Below are 17,581 nucleotides of genomic sequence, written 5' to 3'. Positions count from 1 at the left end.
CCCCGGGTGGTCGTTTGAGGCCGGCGGCGACGTGGGGCCAGCGCCGGTATAGGCGCGGTCGGCGAGGACAGGGACGCCTTGTCGCTCACAGATCCGGATGATGTGGTGGCCCACGCCCACGCTCACTTTCAAGCAACATACGGGCTGTCGTGGGTCGCTTCGGTGACTGATGCCCGGCGCGGTCCGACGCGCCCGTCGCCATCAGGGCGGCACGCAGCCACAGGCCCCTGGCGTGGCCGGAGCCATGCGGCGACCCAGAGTTCCCGGGAGATCGTTTCCGTCTCCGCTGATGCCGGGGCGGACTGCGGACCAGGGTGATAGAGAGATGCCGGTACGACGATCCTCACGGTCTGTGTATGACGGCCCTGAACCCGGAAAGCGGCGACGATGTTCTTCAATGGCCCCGCGCACGTGCGCACCGATGCCACGCTCTTCCCGGCCAGTACCGGCGTCCCCGTCGAGCAGGATCTGCCGGTCCTGCCGCAAGACTTGGCGCGCGCGTTGTTCATCACGGGCAGGGCCCCGTACGACCAAACCAAGCACGGGAGGTCATCGGCGTACGAGTGGTGCCACAGGGTGGCGGTCTTGCCCGCCTATCTCAGCTGGAGCGATGATCCGGTCCGTCGCATCACACGTACCGACCTCGCCCGCGAACTCGACCCCTCCGAGAAGGGCATGCTGTCCTACACCCTGGGGCAGGCCATGTGCCAGATCTTCGCCGAGAGGCAGCTATCCGTCCGGTTCTTCATGCACGTCGCCCGCTACGCCTCCGCCTACAATCTCACCTTCGCCCCCGGCCGGAGCCGGGCGGACTTCTTCGGAGAGCGGACCGTCGGCGGTTATGTCGTCGCGGAAGCCAAGGGCCGCTCAGGCCCGCTGACGAAGGAGCTGCGCGAAGCCATGGAGGAACAGAAAAGGACAGTCAAGACCATCAAGGGCGAAATGCCGAAGATCGCATACGCGAGCGCGGTGCACTTCTCCTCCCCTCATAGCCCCATGCGTCTGACGGCGATCGACCCGGACACAGCCGACCCTCGCGCCGTAGACCTTCCCGTCGACCCGGACCTACATGTGCTGGCCTACTACACGCCGTTCCTGGACGCCTTCGCCCATCAGGAACCACTCATTCTGGGCGACTACGTCGTGGCTGGCTTCGCGACGCTCGGCGTGACGCTCGGGGTCTTGGCGCCGGTGCTGCAGCGTGTGGAACGAGCGGCTCGACGCAACGAAATCGCGGGCCTTCGCGACGACATCCTGGGCCTGCTTGCCCGCCACCGGCCTCGCCAGGAGCGCACGCTCTACGTCGACGGCACTCTTTTCGCGGCAGACTGGACGGTTCCTGAGGACCGGCGCCGCCCGGGCCGTAGGGACAGCGAGGTGCTCCCCGACTTCCTGCACGAGGCGTTCCGCAGCATGAACGAGGAGGACGACTGGCGAGTGGTGTCCGTGGAGGAGGGGGACCTCGACTGGCGGGATCTGTCCCCTGCCAGGGGCTACATGCCGGGAATCCTCCCCCAGGGTGATCTCCTCGAGGGCTGAGGCATGGACGGCCGCCAGGCACCCGTCGGCCGCTGCAGATTCACCTCCGCGGTGTGTGGATGTCGGGGCAGAAGTAAGCCGTCGCACTCGGAGGATCTGTGTAGCTGATGTCACGGTACAGACCCTCTGCCGGCACCACCGACAACCTCATCCCGAAACCGCCACAGGTGCCCACAGGGGCGGCGCGGCCCGCTCATGACGGCCATCGCCAACGGCCCCGACGGCATCCTGACCTCACCGGCGAGGTGCCGCCGGCGGATGAACGACGGCTCTGAAGGAGACTGCCCTTTCAGGGCTGGCCCGGCCTGTGCGAGCAGCGGTTCGGAGGCGGTGACGTCCACGGCGACCGGTCCCTGTCGCGGACGATCATCCCCAGTGCTCCTCCCGGTACCGCAGGAGACCCTCACCATGTAGCTGCTTGGTGGCGTTACCGACCCGAACCCAGAAGTCGGTGGCCGCGCTGCCGCCTTTGGCGGGCCTGGCGAAGACGGCCTTGCCGGCCGCGGCTACGCTGACCCGGCAGACGACACGGCCCGCAACCTCGGGAAAACTGATGCGCACGGTGGTCGCGGTCGGGGCCGACAGGTTGTCATCGAGAACCTGGCGTACGAACAGTTCGTAGCCATCGGGGTCGGCCTGCTTCGGCAGGGTGGACAGATCGTTCTCGATTCCTAGTACGGTCCCGTCGTCACCGACGCCGACGAACAGGTTGCCACCCTCCCCGTTGAGGAAGCCGCAGACCGTCTTGACGAGATTGTTCTGCAGGGACTTGTCGTACCCACCGGTGTGCACGTTCCAGCGGGCACTCGCCTTGAACTCGGTGCTCTGGGACTCACCGGCGGCGATCAGATCGGCCGCCGAGGTGGGCACGTACGCCGGACGGTCCGCGCTGAGCGCCTCGAACGCTTCCCGTACCACTTGGGCGATCAGCTGGCGGCGTCGTTCCAGGAAGGCCGAGTAGTCGAGCTGCTCCCAGCCGACCGGCAGCGCGTGCCACAGGGCCTGCCGCCTGACCACCTCCGGGTCCATCGCCTCGGTGATCCTCGGCCAGTAGACGTGAGGAGCGTCGGTGTTGCCCTTCTCGCTTACCGGCCACGACACATATGCCATGTTGGCGATGGCGTTGACTTGGCGTTTGTCTGTGATACCAAGACGCTCGAGGGTCTCGGAGCAGAACAGACGGTCCCGGGGAACCTTCCGGGCGGGCCTGGCCGCCGGATCCATCAGGTCGCGGATGTGCTGGTCGCCGCAGAGCAACTCGGCGTCCAGGATGTTCAACGCAGCCTGGTAGGCGAACACCACCGGGGAGTACGACGACGAGCTGTCAAGCCTGTTCGGCAGCGAGATGTCCCAGTAGTCACCGGTGAAGTGTGCGGAGATGATCCGGGCGAGTTCTGCGACGAACGCCTGGCCGTCACCCTGCGGCAGGCCACCGATCCGTCCCAGATCAAACTCCATCTGCGACTCGGGGGAGTTGGAATAACGACCGGTCGTGTGCACCATGAAGAACCAGCGCGCGATGACCGGACGGAGTTCTTCCGCCGACAGCCCGAAGTCGTGCAGTCCGATCAGCCACAGCGCGTAGCTGTACAGCAGGGCGGTGTCAGAGGTGATCATCTTGCGGCTACGGAAGCCGGCCGCGGTGATGCACTGGAAGAACTCGTGCCAGCTGGTCAGATCGAGGACCTGCGTGTGCGCCTGCGCCAGCCGTTCGAACTGTTCCTGACGCCGCTCGGCGGAGACCTTTCCGGTCTCAAAGTCCTTGCCTCGCAGCACGTTGTAGACGTGCTGGAGTCGGGCACGCCGGAAGGCCACGGCGACAGCGACGCGCAGGAGCTGGTCCGGGCTGGGGTCCAGGAACGGGTTGCGCGGGTTCGGTCCGGGAAGTCCCGCGACCACCGCGGCCCGGCAGAAGTCCTCCAGTTGACGTCGGCCCTTCTCCCAGTGCACCGACATCAAGGTGAGGATGAAGTCGGACTGGTTGAGCTTCACTCCCTGGAAGTTGATACGGACGAAGATCTCCGCGACCTGCTCCTCGTCGGCTGCGGCGTCCAACTCCACCACCTGGAAACGGAAGTCGTGCAGGCCCCGAACACGGTCAATCCGCTCTTCCAGCTCGTCCCTCGTCGTGGTCGGCAGGGGCTCGCCTGCGGCCTGTTCGAGCCGGTGGAAGAACTCCCGGACGGCGCCACGGTGGCCGCCCGGGGCCCAGAGCTTGGTGATGTCCGGGATGTAGGCGGTGTCTCGCTCGATTGCCGCGTCCGTGACCTCGAACGTCTGGTCCTGCGGGTGGAAGGCGATCCGCAGTGTGACCTCATCGAAGGACTTGTTGACGACCTTGCGCCCGGTGAGTACGGCGAACAATGCGGTGAGCCGCTGCTGCCCGTCCACGACCAGCCGTTGGGGCGCCCGGTCGCCCGTGCCCGTCCCGATCTGCCGGGTCCCCGCCTCGGCTCCGGTCTCCCAGAACATCAGGGTGCCGATCGGGTAGCCGCGGTACATCGAGTCGAAGAGATCGCGGGTCTTCGTCGCGGACCAGACGAACGGCCGCTGAATATCGGGAAGCCCGATCCTTCCACCCTCGATGTCCTCTATCAGGTGCCGAAGGGTATAACCCGTGTCGCGGTAGAGGGTGGGTGGCACGGTCCGGGCTCCTCACGTCAGCGGGTCAGTCAGGGCGGATGCTTCGGTTGCTTCAGCGACTGAGACAAACAGAGAAAGTGAACAACATCAGAGACTTACCACGTGAGTTGCCCTTGTTACAGCAAAGTTGAGGTGCCGATGGCCGACCGCAGTTCGTAGCGGCGGTGCAGGCGGCGGCAGCTGGCCAGCCAGGACACCGTCCGTTCGACGACCCAGCGGTGTCGGGCGAGCCGGGTGGAGAACTCGATGCCCTTGCGTGCGATGCGGTGACGGATGCGACGTTCGCGAAGCCATTTCCGCAGGTGGTCGTAGTCGTAACCCTTGTCGGCATGGAGCTTGGCAGGGCGCCGGCGGCGCGGCCCGCGGTGGGAGCGGACGGGTGGGACCCCGCGCACGAGTGGCTGCAGGCCGAGACTGTCATGCATGTTCGCGCCGGAGATGCCCAGCGACAGCGGCACGCCGTTCCGGTCGGTGGTGAGGTGGATTTTCGATCCGCTCTTGCCGCGGTCGGTCGGATTCGGTCGGGTTAAGGGCCCCCTTTTTTGCCGCCCGGACGCTGACCGAATCGATCGCGCACCGCGACCAGTCCAGCTCGCCCTGCGCACCGAGTGCGTCGAGGACGACCCGGTGGAGCCTGGCCCACACCCGGGCCTGGCTCCACCGGGCGAAGCGCCGGTAGACGGTGGGGCAGGGTGGCCCGAACACAGGCGGCAGCTGCCGCCAGGTGCAGCCCGGGGCGGCCACGAAGATGATCGCCGCCAGGTATTCGCCGTCACCAGCCCGACGCCGCCCTACGGACGTATGACCTCCGTCGGTGGGACCACCCGCCGGAACAACACCCACAACTCGCCCGGAACCAACCGCTCAACCAGATCCGCCATGCACTGCTCAATGAACGATCACGCCATCAGAAACGACGTCCTAAACGACATGAGTGAAGGCGCGGTACTCCCGAGCCACCAGCTCCACCTCTTGGGAATGCCTGTTGAGGTACTGCCCGATCGAGACGATCTCGCCATCAGCCGCAATGGTTGCGTACGCCTGTGCGTACCCGCGAGGATCCGTGTCCGAGGAGTAGACGCGAGCACCCTGATCTTGATGTATCCAGATGCGGTGCTCTTCGGCCACTGTCGCCTCGGACCCAACGGGTCCGATCTTCTCCAGGAGCACGTAGTGCAGCCCCAGGAGATCCAAGAGCTCTCGGTCACGCTCCCACACGGCTCCCGCGTACATGTTGCTCATCAGGAACAGCGGATCGCGGTACACGAGCCGTACCGCATCGGGCAACGACATGCCTCGGCCGTTCCAACACAGGGCGCCACGTACCGAGTGGCGTAGGCCGTGGCGGGGTACGGCTTCGCCCATGACCATGGGCAGGAGATTCTCCAGGCTGTCTGGCCACCCATGGGTGATTGTTTGCAGGAGGTCACAGGGGTTGTAGACGTGCAGTCCGACGTCTCCCTCATCAACCTTCGGGCCCACTTCGTCGAGCCAACCGGCCACCAGCGAATCCCACTCGTGGTTGCCGGCCAGGCTCTGCCGAGCCTCCTGCCGGAACGCCTTCCAACGGCTGGCTACCTGCGGGCTGGCGGTGCCCGTGTACAGGATCTGACTGTCTCCTCGTTCGTCCCCGGTAAGGAAGCGGAACAGGTCCTGCTCTTCGAAGGCGGCTGTGACGTCGTAGGCGCCAGTACCTCGGAAGCCTTGAATGGCCCAGTTGGGGTCGTCACGGAGGTTCTTCAACAGCCCTGGCCGTGCGGACTCCATGTTCATTCCGTGCAGCTTGCTGCGCGCAAGACGGTTGCAGATCTCGCAAAGGGCCAGGTACTCCGCCTGGTGCTCGTCAGCCAACGGCTCAGGCCCGTCGTAACCACCCAGGAGACCCACTGCGGCGAGTTCCTCGTTCACTCGGCCGATCGCCAGGTACAGGCCGAAAGGCGCAGGGATGTAGTGCTTCTCCGCTACGCGGTCCAGATCCGCCGCCAACAGGTCGAGCGCCCCCAGCTCGTCCGCGACCTTGCTGATGATCCTCCAGCCCTGCTCCCGCTGTTCCTCCGTGGCGAAGAAGAACAGGTTGTGGATGGGGGTGATGCGGGGTTCAAACGCCCGGGGCAGGAGCTCCACCCGCTCAGTCCCGATGAGGGTGCCGTTGTTGTTCAAGAGCAGTCGGTATCCGCGAAGATCATGACTCCAGTCACGCGCGGCATGACTGACGGCGATCAGGAGTTCCTCCCAGTCATCCGGCATGGCGACGATCACCGCACGAATGCGGTCCGGCGCGAGGTTCTTCTCCCGGCAGAGAAGCTCTGTGTACTTGTTGACCTCGTGCAGGGCTTGCCGCGCGCTGGACCGGGACCGCTTCAGCTCGATGACCACCCACATCTGATGGCGATCACGGGCCAGGATGTCGATGCTGCCCCTGGTGCCGTGTGCGTTGGGCAGCGGGTACTCCTCGAACTGAACCGGCCGGAGCCCCGGCTCGATCAGCTCTAGGTTCTGTACGAGCGCATTGCGGAGAACGTTTTCGAGAGGCGGTCGCATGGCCGAAGGCTAGACCGAAGCACTGACAAGGGCCCTGGGGTGGGGCACAGTTGGCAAGTTCCCTGCACCCTTCGGTCCCGTGCCGAGCACGACCGCATCTCGGGCTACTCGTTACTGGCATAGACGCCCCTGGACGGTCTCTACAGCCTGCGCCGTGTCGTACCGCAGGACTCGCACGCCAACACCACAGATCATGCACCAAGATCCGGACCAGGTGCGGACCAACTCGGCTCAGAAGCAGACGATTCCGCCCCTTGCCGCAGGTCAGAGGCGACGGCGAGCGTGTACTACCAGCGGACGAAGAACATTCTCTGCAGCTACTCCCCCAGGAAACTCGGCTTCTTCTAGGCCGGGCATCTCGGTCCGAACGAACGACAAGGCCGCCCGGGACGAGGACCAAGGACCGGGCGACCGCCGCGCAGAGGCGCCGGGGGTGTATGTCGAGGGGGCGATGCGCGCCCCGGCGGCGCCCACCCGTGGCCGCCGCCGGACGCGTCCTGACAGGTGCGGCGAACAGGTGCCGGGACGCACGTCAAAACGTTCATTCAAGCACGTGTGCGTCCAGGTCGCGCAACAATCCTCCGCCGTCGGCCACCAGAACGAGAGCGGGCGCACAACTCGGGAGATTCGGATTTTGCATATCATACGAGCTTTGTAGGGGCTCTTGCCTTCATCTCGCGCTCTGCAGCTAGCTATTGATGCGTCCGCTTCCCGGCCCGGGCTCCCGATGAGCCCGGTGCCGACCGACAGCTCATGGGCCAGTCCCCTGGGCCGTCGGTCAGGGAGACGGCGCGGAACCTGCACGTGAGGAGTGGTCATGAAGAAGGCATACGAGGCACCGACGCTCGTCCGGCTCGGCACCTTCCGGAAGGAGACGGGGCTCCTTCAGCGCTCCGGCAACGACCGGCTGATCCTGAGCAAGAACTGACGACCGACGGTCCTTGACCCGACGTCATGACTGAACTGCACGGCAGTGCGGGGACGGGCCCCGGCGACGCGCACTTCGCGGTCTTCACGGACCGTGCGGACGCGGCCGCCGCGGCCCGCTCCTTCGCCCACCCCGGAAGCCGGACCCTCACGCACGCGTCGGGCCGGCCCTGGCTGGTCGGCCACTGGCACGACGGCGAGGTCGTCACGGCGGGCGTCGGCGGAGCCTCCCTCGCCGTCATCGGCTGCTGCCCGATCGACGCCGACGAACTGCGGCGCCGGGCCGCACGGTTGCGTGATCTCGCGGAGCTCGACGGGCTGGCCCGCTCCCTTCCCGGCAGTTTCCACCTCGTCGGCGCCCTCGACGGACGGATCAGGGTGCAGGGCACCGCCTCCGGACTGCGGCTCGTCTTCCACGCGGAGATCGCCGGCGTGCGGGTGGCCGCGACCCGCGCCGACACGCTCGCCGCCGTCCTGGGTCTGGATCCCGACGTGGAGGAACTGGCCGTAAGGCTGCTGTGGCCCGCCCCGTACCCGCTGTTCGAGACGTCGATGTGGCGTGCGGTCACCGCCGTCCCTCCGCAGGACGCCGTGGTCGTCGCCGCGGACGGGCGGACCGTACGACACACCCGGTGGTGGACACCGCCGGAGCCGGACCGGCCGCTCGCCGCGGCGGCGCCCCTGATCCGAACGGCACTGGAGGAGGCCGTCGGCGCCCGCACCCGTCAGGGCGGCGTGGTGAGCTGTGACCTCTCCGGTGGTCTGGACTCCACCTCGGTCTGCTTCCTGGCCGACCGCTCTCCGGCCCGCGTGGTGGCCAGTACGTGGCCGGGGCGGGATCCGGCCGACACCGACCTGTCCTGGGCGCTGCGGGCGATGGCGTACTTGCCCGACGTCGAGCACGTGGTCTGGGACGCCGACGCCTCGCCTCTGGTCTACGAGGACCTGCTCGGAATCGACGATCTACTCGACGAACCGACCATCGGCGTCATGGACCGCTCCCGGGTCCTGCACCATCTGCCCGGTCTCGCCGCACGCGGCAGCCGGTTGCACCTGACCGGGATCGGCGGCGACCACGTGGCGTGGTGCTCCGAGGCGTACTACCACAGGCTGCTGCGCACCCGTCCGCTGTTCGCCCTGCGACAGCTGCGCGGATTCCGGGCGCTGTGGCAATGGCCGCTCGGCGGCACGCTCCGCGCTCTCGCCGACGTCCGGCCGTACGGGAAGTGGCTCGCCGACGCCGCCGGTGGCCTGCGTGGCCCGTTGCCCCCGTCCGTCGCGACGGGTCTCGGCTGGGGCATGGCCCCGCGTCTGTTCGACTGGGTGACCCCCGAGGCCGAGCGGATGGCCCGCCGGGCACTGCTGGATGCCGCGGCGACGGCCTCTCCGCTGCATCCGGACCGCGGGCTCCACACCGACCTGGAGCAGATCCGCTCGTGCAGCCGCGTCATCCGGCAGTGGGACCGGATGGCGGCCCGCGCCGGCCTGCCGATGGCCTCTCCCTTCCTCGACGACCGCGTCATCGAGGCGTGTCTCGCCGTAAGGCCGAGTGAGCGCGTCACGCCCTGGCGGTACAAGCCCGTCCTGGGTGCCGCGATGCGCGGGATCGTGCCCGAGCAGTGCCTGCGACGCAGCAACAAGGCCGCGGCCTCCATGGACGCCTCCAACGGACTGCGTGAACACCGCGCCGACCTGCTGACCCTGTGGGAGGACTCACGGCTGGCGGAACTGGGCCTGGTGGACGGCGCCGAGCTGCGCCGCCTCGCGCGGCGGCCGGCCTCCCCGGGGCTCTCCGACGCCATCCTCTACTCCACGATCGCCGCGGAGGTGTGGCTGCGCGGGCTTGCCCGCGGCCGCACCCGTGTCCCACAGCCCTGACCGGATCCCCTTTCGCATCACGTCAGAAAGGTGCTCACATGCCCCTGCGCTTCGGCGACAACGTCTCCGCGGCCGAGACCGACTACGGCACCGTGCTGCTGGACGAACAGGCTGGTGCGTACTGGGAGTTGAACCCAACGGCCACCTTGGTGGTACGGACGCTGCTGGACGGCGGCGAGGAGGCGGACGCGGCCGCCGCCCTGGTCCGGGAGTTCCACATCGACCAGGCCCAGGCCCTGCAGGACGTCGAGACGCTCGTGCGGGAGCTGCGCGACTCGGGGCTCGCCTCATGACGACACCCAGCGCGCTGGAGCGGCCCACCGGTGTGCCCCTGGCCCGACGCCTGACCGCCCGCCTCGTCCTGCTCCCGGCCATCGTCCTCGCCCTGCTGCCGCCCCGCCACATCCGCAGGGTGCTCGGCGTCCTGCGGCACGGTGCCGCGCCGGCGACCACCGCGCAGGCCCAGAGCGCGCGCGACGCCATGTGCGCCGCCAGCCTCCGCTGCGCCGGACCGAAGGGGTGCCTGCCGCGCTCCCTGGGAGCGGCACTGCTGTGCCGGCTCGGCGGAACCTGGCCGACCTGGTGCACCGGCGTACGGGTCACCCCGCCCTTCACCGCGCACGCCTGGATCGAGGCTGAAGGCGCTCCCGTCGGCGAGGGCGTCCCACAGGGCTACTTCGCCCGGCTGGTGGCCGTCGATCCGCTGCCAGGGCCTACCGACCGGTGACCGGCGCGACGGTCCCGCACGGCGGCCCGGCCGCGGTCGCCGGAGCCGACAGGTCCACCCTGGCGGCGGTGGCGACGATGTACCGGCTCACCGCCGGGCATCGGAGCGCCATCGCCGTCGCCAGCGTACTGACCCTCGTGGGGTCCGCCCTGGGACTGGCCCAGCCCCTCGTCGCCAAGCACGTCGTGGACGCGAGCGGCCGCGGACAGGTCGTCTGGCCGCTGCTGGTGCTCCTGGGTGCGCTGTTCGTCGTCGAGGCGGCGACGGGCGCAGCGGGGCGCTTCCTTCTGGAACGGATGGGCGAAGGCGTCGTACGGCAGCTCCGGCACGGGCTGGTGGGCCGGCTGCTCCGACTGGAGATGAGGGAATACGACCGCCACCGGGGCGGCGACCTCATCTCCCGGGTGACGGCCGACACCACCTTGCTGCGGGAGGTCGTCTCGCAGGCCCTGGTCGACCTCGTGACGGGAAGCCTGGTCGCCGCCGGGGCGATCGCCCTCATGGCGTGGCTGGACCTCCTGCTGCTGCTCCTGGTCGCCGTGACCGTGGCAGCGGCGGCCGTGGTGGTCGCCTCGCTGCTCACGGGCATCAGGAACGCGTCCGAGCACATGCAGGGCTCGGTCGGTGCGGTCGCCGCCGACATGGAACGCGCCCTGGGCGCCCTGCCGATGGTGCGTGTGCACCGCGCCGAGGAGCGCGAGGCGGCCGGCATCGGCGCGCGCGTGGACGCGGCCTACGGGGCGGGGGTGCGCACCGCGAAGCTCGCCTCCGTGATGAGTTCCGCCGTCGAACTCGCCGTCCAGGGCTCCTTCCTCATCGTCCTGGTCGTCGGCGGCCTGCGCGCAGGGGGTCGTGCCGGCTCCCTCGGTGATCTCGTCGCGTTCCTCCTGTACGCCTCGTACCTCGTCCTGCCGCTGTCCTCGGTCTTCCGCGCCGTCGGGCTCGTCCAACGCGGGATGGGCGCCTACCAGCGCATCGACGAGGCACTCCACCTTCCAGTGGAGCCCACTGCACCCCGGAACCCGAAGGACCTCCCGTCCACACCGCGGCCGGCCGGACCGTCCGGCACCCGCGGACAGCCCGTCCTCGCCCTCTGCGACGTCCACTTCGGCTACGACCCGGAGCGACCGGTCCTCCGCGGTGTCTCGTTCACTGTCCCGGAGCGCCGGCACGTGGCCCTGGTGGGCCGGTCCGGCGCCGGCAAGAGCACGGTGTTCGCCCTGATCGCGAGGTTCTACGAGCCGGACGCGGGCACCTTGCTCTTCGATGGGCGGCCCGCGACCGAACTCACTCGCGACGCCTGCCGCCGAGGCATCGCCGTGGTCGACCAGACCACCCATGTCGTCCACGGCACCCTGCGCGACAACATCACCTACGCCGTGCCCGACGCCACGGACGCGGAGATCCGGCGTGTCGTCGAACTGGCCCGGCTCGAAGAGGTCGTCGACCGGCTGCCCGGGGGCCTGGCCGCCGTCATCGGTGAACGCGGCAGCAACCTCTCCGGCGGCGAACGTCAACGCGTGGCCCTGGCCCGCGCCTTGCTGGCCCGCCCCTCGCTGCTCCTCCTGGACGAACCCACCTCCCACCTCGACGCGATCAACGAAGCGGCGCTCACCACCGTCATGAAGGACATCGCCCAGGAGTGCGCCCTGCTGGTCATCGCCCACCGGCTGTCCACTGTGCAGCACGCCGACCACGTCGTGGTGCTCCAGGACGGCCGCACGACCGCCGGCGGACGTCACGAGGAGTTGCTGGCCGGCAATGACCTCTACCGCGAGCTGGCCGCGAGCCAGATGCTCCGGACGGGCGGGGAGGCCAAGACCGGCAAGCGGGGGCGGGCGGACGGCTGAGGGATTTCCTGGCGTCGGTACCCGCCGACGAAGCCGGGCTCCTTCCCGGCAGCGATCACCGGCTACGACACCGCCACCGGTCGACGCCGAGGCGGGCCGCAGAAGAGGCAGCCGGGGTCAGAACACCGCGCGCACCTCTCCCACTTCCCGGCCCCCGCCCAGGACCGGGGCCCGGCCGACGCGCTCCACGACCGGGGCCGTCACGCCGAGGAGGCGCAGGGCGCGGGCGAGGACCGGGCCGAGGGCGCGGGCGCCGCCGTCGTCGACCTTGAGGGCGAGGGCACGGCCGTCGGGCAGTGCGACGGCCTGGACGGCTTCGGCGCCCACCTTCGACAGGAGGCCCGGCACCTCCCGCATGAGCCAGGTGTCGTGGCGGCGGGTACCCGCGACGTACGCGGGGTGGGCGCGCATGGCATCGGCGACGCGTCGTTCCGGGCTGCCGGGGGCGGCGCGTACGAAGCAGCGGAAGGCGCGGGCGAGTCCGGTGAGGCTGATCGCCATCAGCGGCGCCCCGCAGCCGTCCACCCCGACGGCGGCCACCGGCTCCCCGGCCGTCTCCTCGACCACCGTACGGATGACCTGCTGGAGCGGATGGTCCGGGTCCGGATAGGACTCCAGCGGCCAGTTCCGCAGGGCGGCGGCGGCGAGCATCGCCGCGTGTTTGCCGGAGCAGTTCATGGCCACGCGGTCACGCCGACCGCCCGCCGCCAGCCAGGCCTCCTGCTCCTGCTGGTCCAGCGGGAGGGAGGCCGGGCACCGCAGGTGCTCCGGGGTCAGCCCGTGCTCGTCGAGCATCTCCCGCACCAGGTCGCGGTGGAACGGCTCCCCGGAGTGGCTCCCGGCCGCCAGAGCGAGCCGCTCGCCGGCGAGGTCGAGCCCGGCCCGCAGGACGCCGGCCGCCTGCATCGGCTTGTTGGCGGAACGGGGGAACACCGGGGACGTCACCTCACCGATCGCCGACTCCACCGCCCCGTCCGCCCCCAGCATCACCAGGCTCCCCCGGTGCCGTCCTTCGACGAATCCGGAACGGACGACCTCGGCGAGAACGGGGTTGCCGGGAGCACCGGCGGCGGTTGCGGTGACGGACTGCGACATCGGCGGAGCACCTCCTGGGGATCGGCGCGGACCGCCACGCTACCGACGACGGGCCGGAACCCGCTCCCCTCGTAGTACCCAGAAACCGCCGTTGTTGAAGCGCATCGACGCTGCGACCTCCCTGATGCCGTGTCAATGCCGCAGGAAGTAGAAGGCTTCTTGATGTCAGGGCTCTTGTTCCACAGGAAACGCGCCGTTACCTTCCCCTGGTTAGTGAAGCGCTTCGACACTCATCCGAAAGGACAGAAGGGGTGTCCCTTCCGCACCGGACCGCTCGCGCGGCCAACCCCGTGATCCCGGGCTTCCACCCGGATCCCAGCATCTGCCGCGTGGGCGAGGACTATTACCTCGCGTGCTCCAGCTTCGAGTACTTCCCGGGCGTACCCCTCTTCCACAGCCGCGACCTGGTGCACTGGACGCAGATCGGCAACGCCCTGGACCGGCCGAGCCAGCTGAGCCTGCCCGCGGACACGCCGTCCTCCGCCGGGATCTACGCCCCTACCCTGCGCCACCACGACGGACGTTTCTGGCTGATCGTCACCGATGTGCACGAGGGCGGCGGCAACCTGGTCGTCACCGCCACCGACCCCGCCGGGCCGTGGTCGGATCCCGTCCGGCTGCCCGGCGTGCCCGGCATCGACCCCGACCTGGCCTGGGACGAGGACGGCACCTGCTGGTGCACGGTCGCCGGAGTGGCGCAGGTCCGCATCGACCCGTCCACCGGGGAGACGTACGGACCGCCGCACCAGGTCTGGTCCGGTACGCCCGGCGCCAAGGCCCCGGAGGCGCCGCACCTGTACCGGATCGGCGACTACTGGTACCTGCTCATCGCCGAGGGCGGCACCGAGCGCGGCCACGGCGTGTCGATCGCCCGCGGCCGCATGCCGAGCGGCCCGTTCGAGCCGTGTCCGGCCAACCCGGTCCTCACCCACCGCAGCACCGACCGTCCCGTGCAGAACACCGGTCACGCGGACCTGGTCCAGGCTCCCGACGGCTCCTGGTGGATGGTGCTGCTCGGGGTACGGCCGCGCGGCGGCACCCCAGGCTGGCACGTGCTCGGCCGGGAGACCTTCCTCGCCCCGGTGACCTGGGAGGACGGCTGGCCGGTCGTCGGCGAGCCGGCCCTGGACCTGCCCGCGCTCCCGTGGCCGCTCGTCCCCGGCCCGGCCGCGGAGCAGCGCGACGACTTCGACCTCGGCGAGCTGCGGCCGTACTGGATCTCGCTGCGGGACCGCCCCGCCGAGCACTGCACCACCAAGGAGCGCCCCGGGTGGCTGACGCTCCGGGCGCGGGGCGGTTCCCTGGACGAGCCCGACGTCATCTTCACCGGCCGGCGCCAGCAGCACCCGTCGTGCCGGGCGCGCACCCTGGTCGATCCCGCGGAGGGCCGCGGCGGTCTCGCCGTACGTCTCGACGAGCGGCACCACTACGCGATCGAGGCGTCGGGTACGGAGGTGCGGGTCATCGCGCGCGTCGGCGACCTGCGCACGGTCGTGGCCACGCGACCCGCGGCCGCCGGGCCGCTGGTCCTCGCCGTCACGGTCACGGATCCGCCGCTCCCGCACGAGCCGCGCACCGGACCCGACGTCGTCTCCCTCGGTGTCGAGGAGCCCGACGGCACGTTCACCGCGCTCGCCGAACTCGACGGCCGCTACCTGTCGACGGAGGTCGCCGGCGGCTTCACCGGCCGCGTCCTCGGCATGTACGCCGCGGCAGGCACCGTCCACTTCGACTGGTTCGACTACGCGCCCCTCCCCGACTGAGCCGGCCGGCACGGCCGGCAGAACCCGTCGCGGACTGCCGTGCCTCGTCGCTCCGCGGCCCCGGATCCGATCCTCCGCACGACCCACCGAAAGGGACGACACGTGAAGGACATAGCGCACCCGGCGCACCACCGCAGCCGCGGCCCCGGCCGTCTGCCGGCCCTTCTGCTGGCGCTGCTCGTCACGCTCGGGCTGTCCGCCGGCAGCGCGTTCGCCGCGCCCGACGGCCACGGGAAACCGTCGCGGTCGACGGTGAGGGTGCCGGCCGGCGCGACGGACGCCGTCGCGGCGATGCAGCCCAGCTGGAACCTGGGCAACACCCTGGACGCGATTCCCGACGAGACCTCCTGGGGCAACCCGCCGGTCACGAAGGCTCTGTTCGACACCATCCGCGCGCAGGGTTTCCGCAGCGTCCGCATCCCGGTGACGTGGACCGACCACCAGTCCGCCACCGCGCCGTACACCATCGACGCCACCTTCATGGCCCGCGTCAAGCAGGTGGTCGACTGGGCGCTCGCCGACGGCCTGTACGTCGTGCTCAACGTGCACCACGACTCCTGGCAGTGGATCGCGAACATGGCCGGCGACCACGACAAGGTGCTCGCCCGCTTCGACGCCATCTGGACCCAGGTCTCCGCCGCGTTCCGGGACGAGCCGCGCACGGTGCTCTTCGAGAGCGTCAACGAGCCGCAGTTCAACAACGCCACGGACGCCCAGAAGAGCCAGTTCCTCAACGAGCTGAACACGTCGTTCCACACGATCGTCCGCTCCTCGGGCGGCGGGAACGCCAACCGGCTGCTGGTGCTGCCCACGCTGGGCTGCACGCCCTCCCAGGACCTGATGGACAAGCTGTCCAGCACGATGAGCGCGCTGCACGACGGCAACCTGGTGGCCACCGTGCACTACTACGGCTGGTACCCGTTCAGCGTGAACATCGCCGGCGGCACCCGGTTCGACGCCGCCTCCCAGCAGGACATGACCGACGCCTTCGCCCGCATGCACGACACGTTCGCCGCCAAGGGCATCCCCGTCTACCTCGGCGAGTACGGCCTGCTCAGCTGGCCCGACCACACCCACCCCGACGCCGTCGAACGCGGTGAGGGGCTGAAGTACTTCGAGCAGCTCGGGTACCAGGCGCGCACCGCCGGGGTCACCACCGCCCTGTGGGACCCGTTCTCCCTGCTGAACCGCGCCACGCTCCAGTGGCGCGACCCCGCCCTGTTCGCCTGGATCAAGTCGAGCTGGACCGGCCGCTCGGGCACCGCCTCCTCCGACCAGGTCTTCGTCCGCAAGTCGGGCTCGATCACGGCCCAGACGCTCACGCTGAACCCGAACGGCACGACGTTCCGGGGCCTGTGGCAGGGCAGCACCCCGCTCGTCGCCGGCCGGGACTACACCCTCTCCGGCAACCAGCTCACCCTCACGGCCGGCGCGCTCACCCGGCTGACCGGAAACCGCGCCTACGGGGTCAACGCGACGATCCAGGCCCGCTTCTCGCGCGGGCTGCCCTGGCAGATCAACGTGATCACGTACGACACCCCGGTGCTGTCGGACGCCTCCGGTACGACGGGTTCCTTCGCCATCCCCACGCAGTTCCGGGGTGACGTGCTGGCGACCATGGAGGCCAAGTACGCCGACGGCAGCAACGCCGGGCAGGCCGACTGGACGCCGTACCAGGAGTTCAACAGGGCCTTCTCCCCCGACTACCCCGATGGCAAGATCATTCTCACCTCGGACTTCCTGGGCGCGCTGCGCGACAGCGCGCAGGTGACGCTCACCTTCCACTTCTGGAGCGGCGCCACGGTCACCTACCACGTGACCAAGTCCGGCAGCTCGGTGACCGGCACGACGTCCTGACCGCACGGCTCCGCCCCCTGGTTGCCCCGTCCGGGCAACCAGGGACCCCGTTCCCTGGTGAGAGCCGGCAACCTCCACCGGCAGCCGGTGCGGCGGCGGCCCGGGCGGAGGCGGCCGATGAGTGGAATCCGCCCGCCGCTCTGGTCCAGCCGCTGGGCGAGGTGTGGAACCACGTCGAGTCGACCTACCCCGACCTCTACGGCTTCCGCGACTACGGCTGGGACCAGGTCATGGCCAACAAGGGCAGCGTCAACTACTGCGTCCGCTGGCAGTCCGACGCGCCCGTGAGCGCCGCCCTGCGCGACCGGATCCACGCCGCGCTGAAGAAGCAGTTCGCCCAGTGGATGGCGGCGATGGTGGTGAACGGCAAGGGGCACAACGCCTGGCCGTACACCTCCGTGCCGGTCACCATCGTCGGCTGGACGGTCAGGGACCGCGCGACGCTCCAGTGGACGGACAACTCCGTCGACATCTACGCCGGGGTGCTCGACGGCGGCGGCGCCCCGCAGTGCGCCCCCGACTGCGGCCGTTTCTTCCACCAGGACGGCAGCTACGGCAGGTGCCCGGGCGGTGCGGCCCGGCACTACGACCAGTCGCTGTGGCTGACCAAGGGCTTCGTCATGAGGAAGCAGCACTGGCCGGTCGGGGTCCAGTCGTAGAAGTCGTCCAGACCGAACGCGGGCAGCGCCACCCGGATCACCGAGTCCGACACCTGGATGCTGCGGGACGTCTGGCGTCACCTGAAGAGCCGGTACGGGTAC

The 17,581-nt window shown here is 69.6% G+C and carries 12 protein-coding genes and 3 pseudogenes; 9 read left to right on the top strand and 6 right to left on the bottom strand.

Going from position 1 to position 17,581, the window contains the following annotated elements; translation table 11 throughout:
* Nucleotide 1: 1 nt before the first annotated feature.
* Nucleotides 2–108, bottom strand: a pseudogene (locus ACIP4Y_RS11795) (IS5/IS1182 family transposase); the annotation flags it as partial.
* A gap of 279 nt (nucleotides 109–387) precedes the next feature.
* Between ACIP4Y_RS11795 and ACIP4Y_RS11790 the strand changes: the two are divergent.
* The gene (locus ACIP4Y_RS11790; RefSeq protein ID WP_401391149.1) at nucleotides 388–1,539 is read left to right on the top strand and encodes a hypothetical protein; all 1,152 of its coding nucleotides are present in this window, start codon (nucleotides 388–390) and stop codon (nucleotides 1,537–1,539) included.
* 366 nt (nucleotides 1,540–1,905) lie between these two features.
* Here ACIP4Y_RS11790 and ACIP4Y_RS11785 read toward each other — a convergent pair whose 3' ends face one another.
* The 4 genes and pseudogenes from ACIP4Y_RS11785 to ACIP4Y_RS11770 form a co-directional block, all read right to left on the bottom strand.
* On the bottom strand, nucleotides 1,906–4,182 hold the full coding sequence (locus ACIP4Y_RS11785; protein WP_401391146.1) for a DUF262 domain-containing protein: 2,277 nt from the start codon (nucleotides 4,180–4,182) through the stop codon (nucleotides 1,906–1,908).
* Nucleotides 4,183–4,298: 116 nt separating this feature from the next.
* Complete coding sequence (locus tag ACIP4Y_RS11780) at nucleotides 4,299–4,787, bottom strand: IS5 family transposase (RefSeq protein WP_401391144.1); 489 nt, start codon at nucleotides 4,785–4,787, stop codon at nucleotides 4,299–4,301.
* A gap of 82 nt (nucleotides 4,788–4,869) precedes the next feature.
* A pseudogene (locus ACIP4Y_RS11775) lies at nucleotides 4,870–4,926 on the bottom strand (hypothetical protein); the annotation flags it as partial.
* A gap of 177 nt (nucleotides 4,927–5,103) precedes the next feature.
* Nucleotides 5,104–6,723, bottom strand: a complete 1,620-nt coding sequence (locus ACIP4Y_RS11770) for an endonuclease NucS domain-containing protein (RefSeq protein WP_401391141.1) — start codon at nucleotides 6,721–6,723, stop codon at nucleotides 5,104–5,106.
* 817 nt (nucleotides 6,724–7,540) lie between these two features.
* Between ACIP4Y_RS11770 and ACIP4Y_RS11765 the strand changes: the two genes are divergently transcribed.
* From ACIP4Y_RS11765 to ACIP4Y_RS11745, 5 genes are all read left to right on the top strand, one after another.
* Nucleotides 7,541–7,651 carry a keywimysin-related RiPP gene (locus ACIP4Y_RS11765; RefSeq protein WP_107047813.1) on the top strand — a complete coding sequence of 37 codons (111 nt, stop codon included), beginning with the start codon at nucleotides 7,541–7,543 and terminating at the stop codon, nucleotides 7,649–7,651.
* A gap of 26 nt (nucleotides 7,652–7,677) precedes the next feature.
* Nucleotides 7,678–9,528, top strand: a complete 1,851-nt coding sequence (locus ACIP4Y_RS11760; RefSeq protein WP_401391136.1) for a lasso peptide isopeptide bond-forming cyclase — start codon at nucleotides 7,678–7,680, stop codon at nucleotides 9,526–9,528.
* 38 nt (nucleotides 9,529–9,566) lie between these two features.
* Nucleotides 9,567–9,821: a lasso peptide biosynthesis PqqD family chaperone gene (locus ACIP4Y_RS11755; protein ID WP_401391134.1), complete on the top strand. Its 255-nt coding sequence runs from the start codon at nucleotides 9,567–9,569 to the stop codon at nucleotides 9,819–9,821.
* A complete protein-coding gene (locus tag ACIP4Y_RS11750; protein ID WP_401391131.1) occupies nucleotides 9,818–10,255 on the top strand; it encodes a lasso peptide biosynthesis B2 protein in 438 nt (145 codons plus the stop codon). The genes ACIP4Y_RS11755 and ACIP4Y_RS11750 overlap by 4 nt, the downstream gene beginning before the upstream one ends.
* 77 nt (nucleotides 10,256–10,332) lie before the next feature.
* Nucleotides 10,333–12,105: an ABC transporter ATP-binding protein gene (locus ACIP4Y_RS11745; RefSeq protein WP_401392489.1), complete on the top strand. Its 1,773-nt coding sequence runs from the start codon at nucleotides 10,333–10,335 to the stop codon at nucleotides 12,103–12,105.
* 117 nt (nucleotides 12,106–12,222) lie between these two features.
* Here the strand turns inward: ACIP4Y_RS11745 and ACIP4Y_RS11740 are convergent, their stop codons facing one another.
* On the bottom strand, nucleotides 12,223–13,200 hold the full coding sequence (locus tag ACIP4Y_RS11740) for an asparaginase (RefSeq protein WP_401391128.1): 978 nt from the start codon (nucleotides 13,198–13,200) through the stop codon (nucleotides 12,223–12,225).
* A gap of 251 nt (nucleotides 13,201–13,451) precedes the next feature.
* Here ACIP4Y_RS11740 and ACIP4Y_RS11735 point away from each other — a divergent pair, with 251 nt between their 5' ends.
* The 3 genes and pseudogenes from ACIP4Y_RS11735 to ACIP4Y_RS11725 all read left to right on the top strand — a co-directional run.
* Nucleotides 13,452–14,963, top strand: a complete 1,512-nt coding sequence (locus tag ACIP4Y_RS11735) for a glycoside hydrolase family 43 protein (RefSeq protein WP_401391126.1) — start codon at nucleotides 13,452–13,454, stop codon at nucleotides 14,961–14,963.
* A gap of 102 nt (nucleotides 14,964–15,065) precedes the next feature.
* Nucleotides 15,066–16,820: a cellulase family glycosylhydrolase gene (locus ACIP4Y_RS11730; protein WP_401391123.1), complete on the top strand. Its 1,755-nt coding sequence runs from the start codon at nucleotides 15,066–15,068 to the stop codon at nucleotides 16,818–16,820.
* Nucleotides 16,817–17,428 (top strand): annotated as a pseudogene (locus ACIP4Y_RS11725) (hypothetical protein); the annotation flags it as partial. The gene ACIP4Y_RS11730 and the pseudogene ACIP4Y_RS11725, both read left to right, overlap by 4 nt.
* Nucleotides 17,429–17,581 lie beyond the last annotated feature (153 nt).

It is taken from the genome of Streptomyces sp. NPDC088810 (assembly GCF_044750305.1).
GTDB lineage: Bacteria > Actinomycetota > Actinomycetes > Streptomycetales > Streptomycetaceae > Streptomyces.
This window is presented reverse-complemented; position numbering and strand designations above follow the sequence as displayed.

Excerpts from the sequence above, each read along its gene's own strand:
- ACIP4Y_RS11790 (WP_401391149.1), top strand. The coding sequence starts at position 388 with ATGTTCTTCAATGGCCCCGCGCACGTGCGCACCGATGCCACGCTCTTC.
- ACIP4Y_RS11770 (WP_401391141.1), bottom strand. The coding sequence starts at position 6,723 with ATGCGACCGCCTCTCGAAAACGTTCTCCGCAATGCGCTCGTACAGAAC.
- ACIP4Y_RS11765 (WP_107047813.1), top strand. The coding sequence starts at position 7,541 with ATGAAGAAGGCATACGAGGCACCGACGCTCGTCCGGCTCGGCACCTTC.
- ACIP4Y_RS11760 (WP_401391136.1), top strand. The coding sequence starts at position 7,678 with ATGACTGAACTGCACGGCAGTGCGGGGACGGGCCCCGGCGACGCGCAC.
- ACIP4Y_RS11755 (WP_401391134.1), top strand. The coding sequence starts at position 9,567 with ATGCCCCTGCGCTTCGGCGACAACGTCTCCGCGGCCGAGACCGACTAC.
- ACIP4Y_RS11750 (WP_401391131.1), top strand. The coding sequence starts at position 9,818 with ATGACGACACCCAGCGCGCTGGAGCGGCCCACCGGTGTGCCCCTGGCC.
- ACIP4Y_RS11745 (WP_401392489.1), top strand. The coding sequence starts at position 10,333 with ATGTACCGGCTCACCGCCGGGCATCGGAGCGCCATCGCCGTCGCCAGC.
- ACIP4Y_RS11740 (WP_401391128.1), bottom strand. The coding sequence starts at position 13,200 with ATGTCGCAGTCCGTCACCGCAACCGCCGCCGGTGCTCCCGGCAACCCC.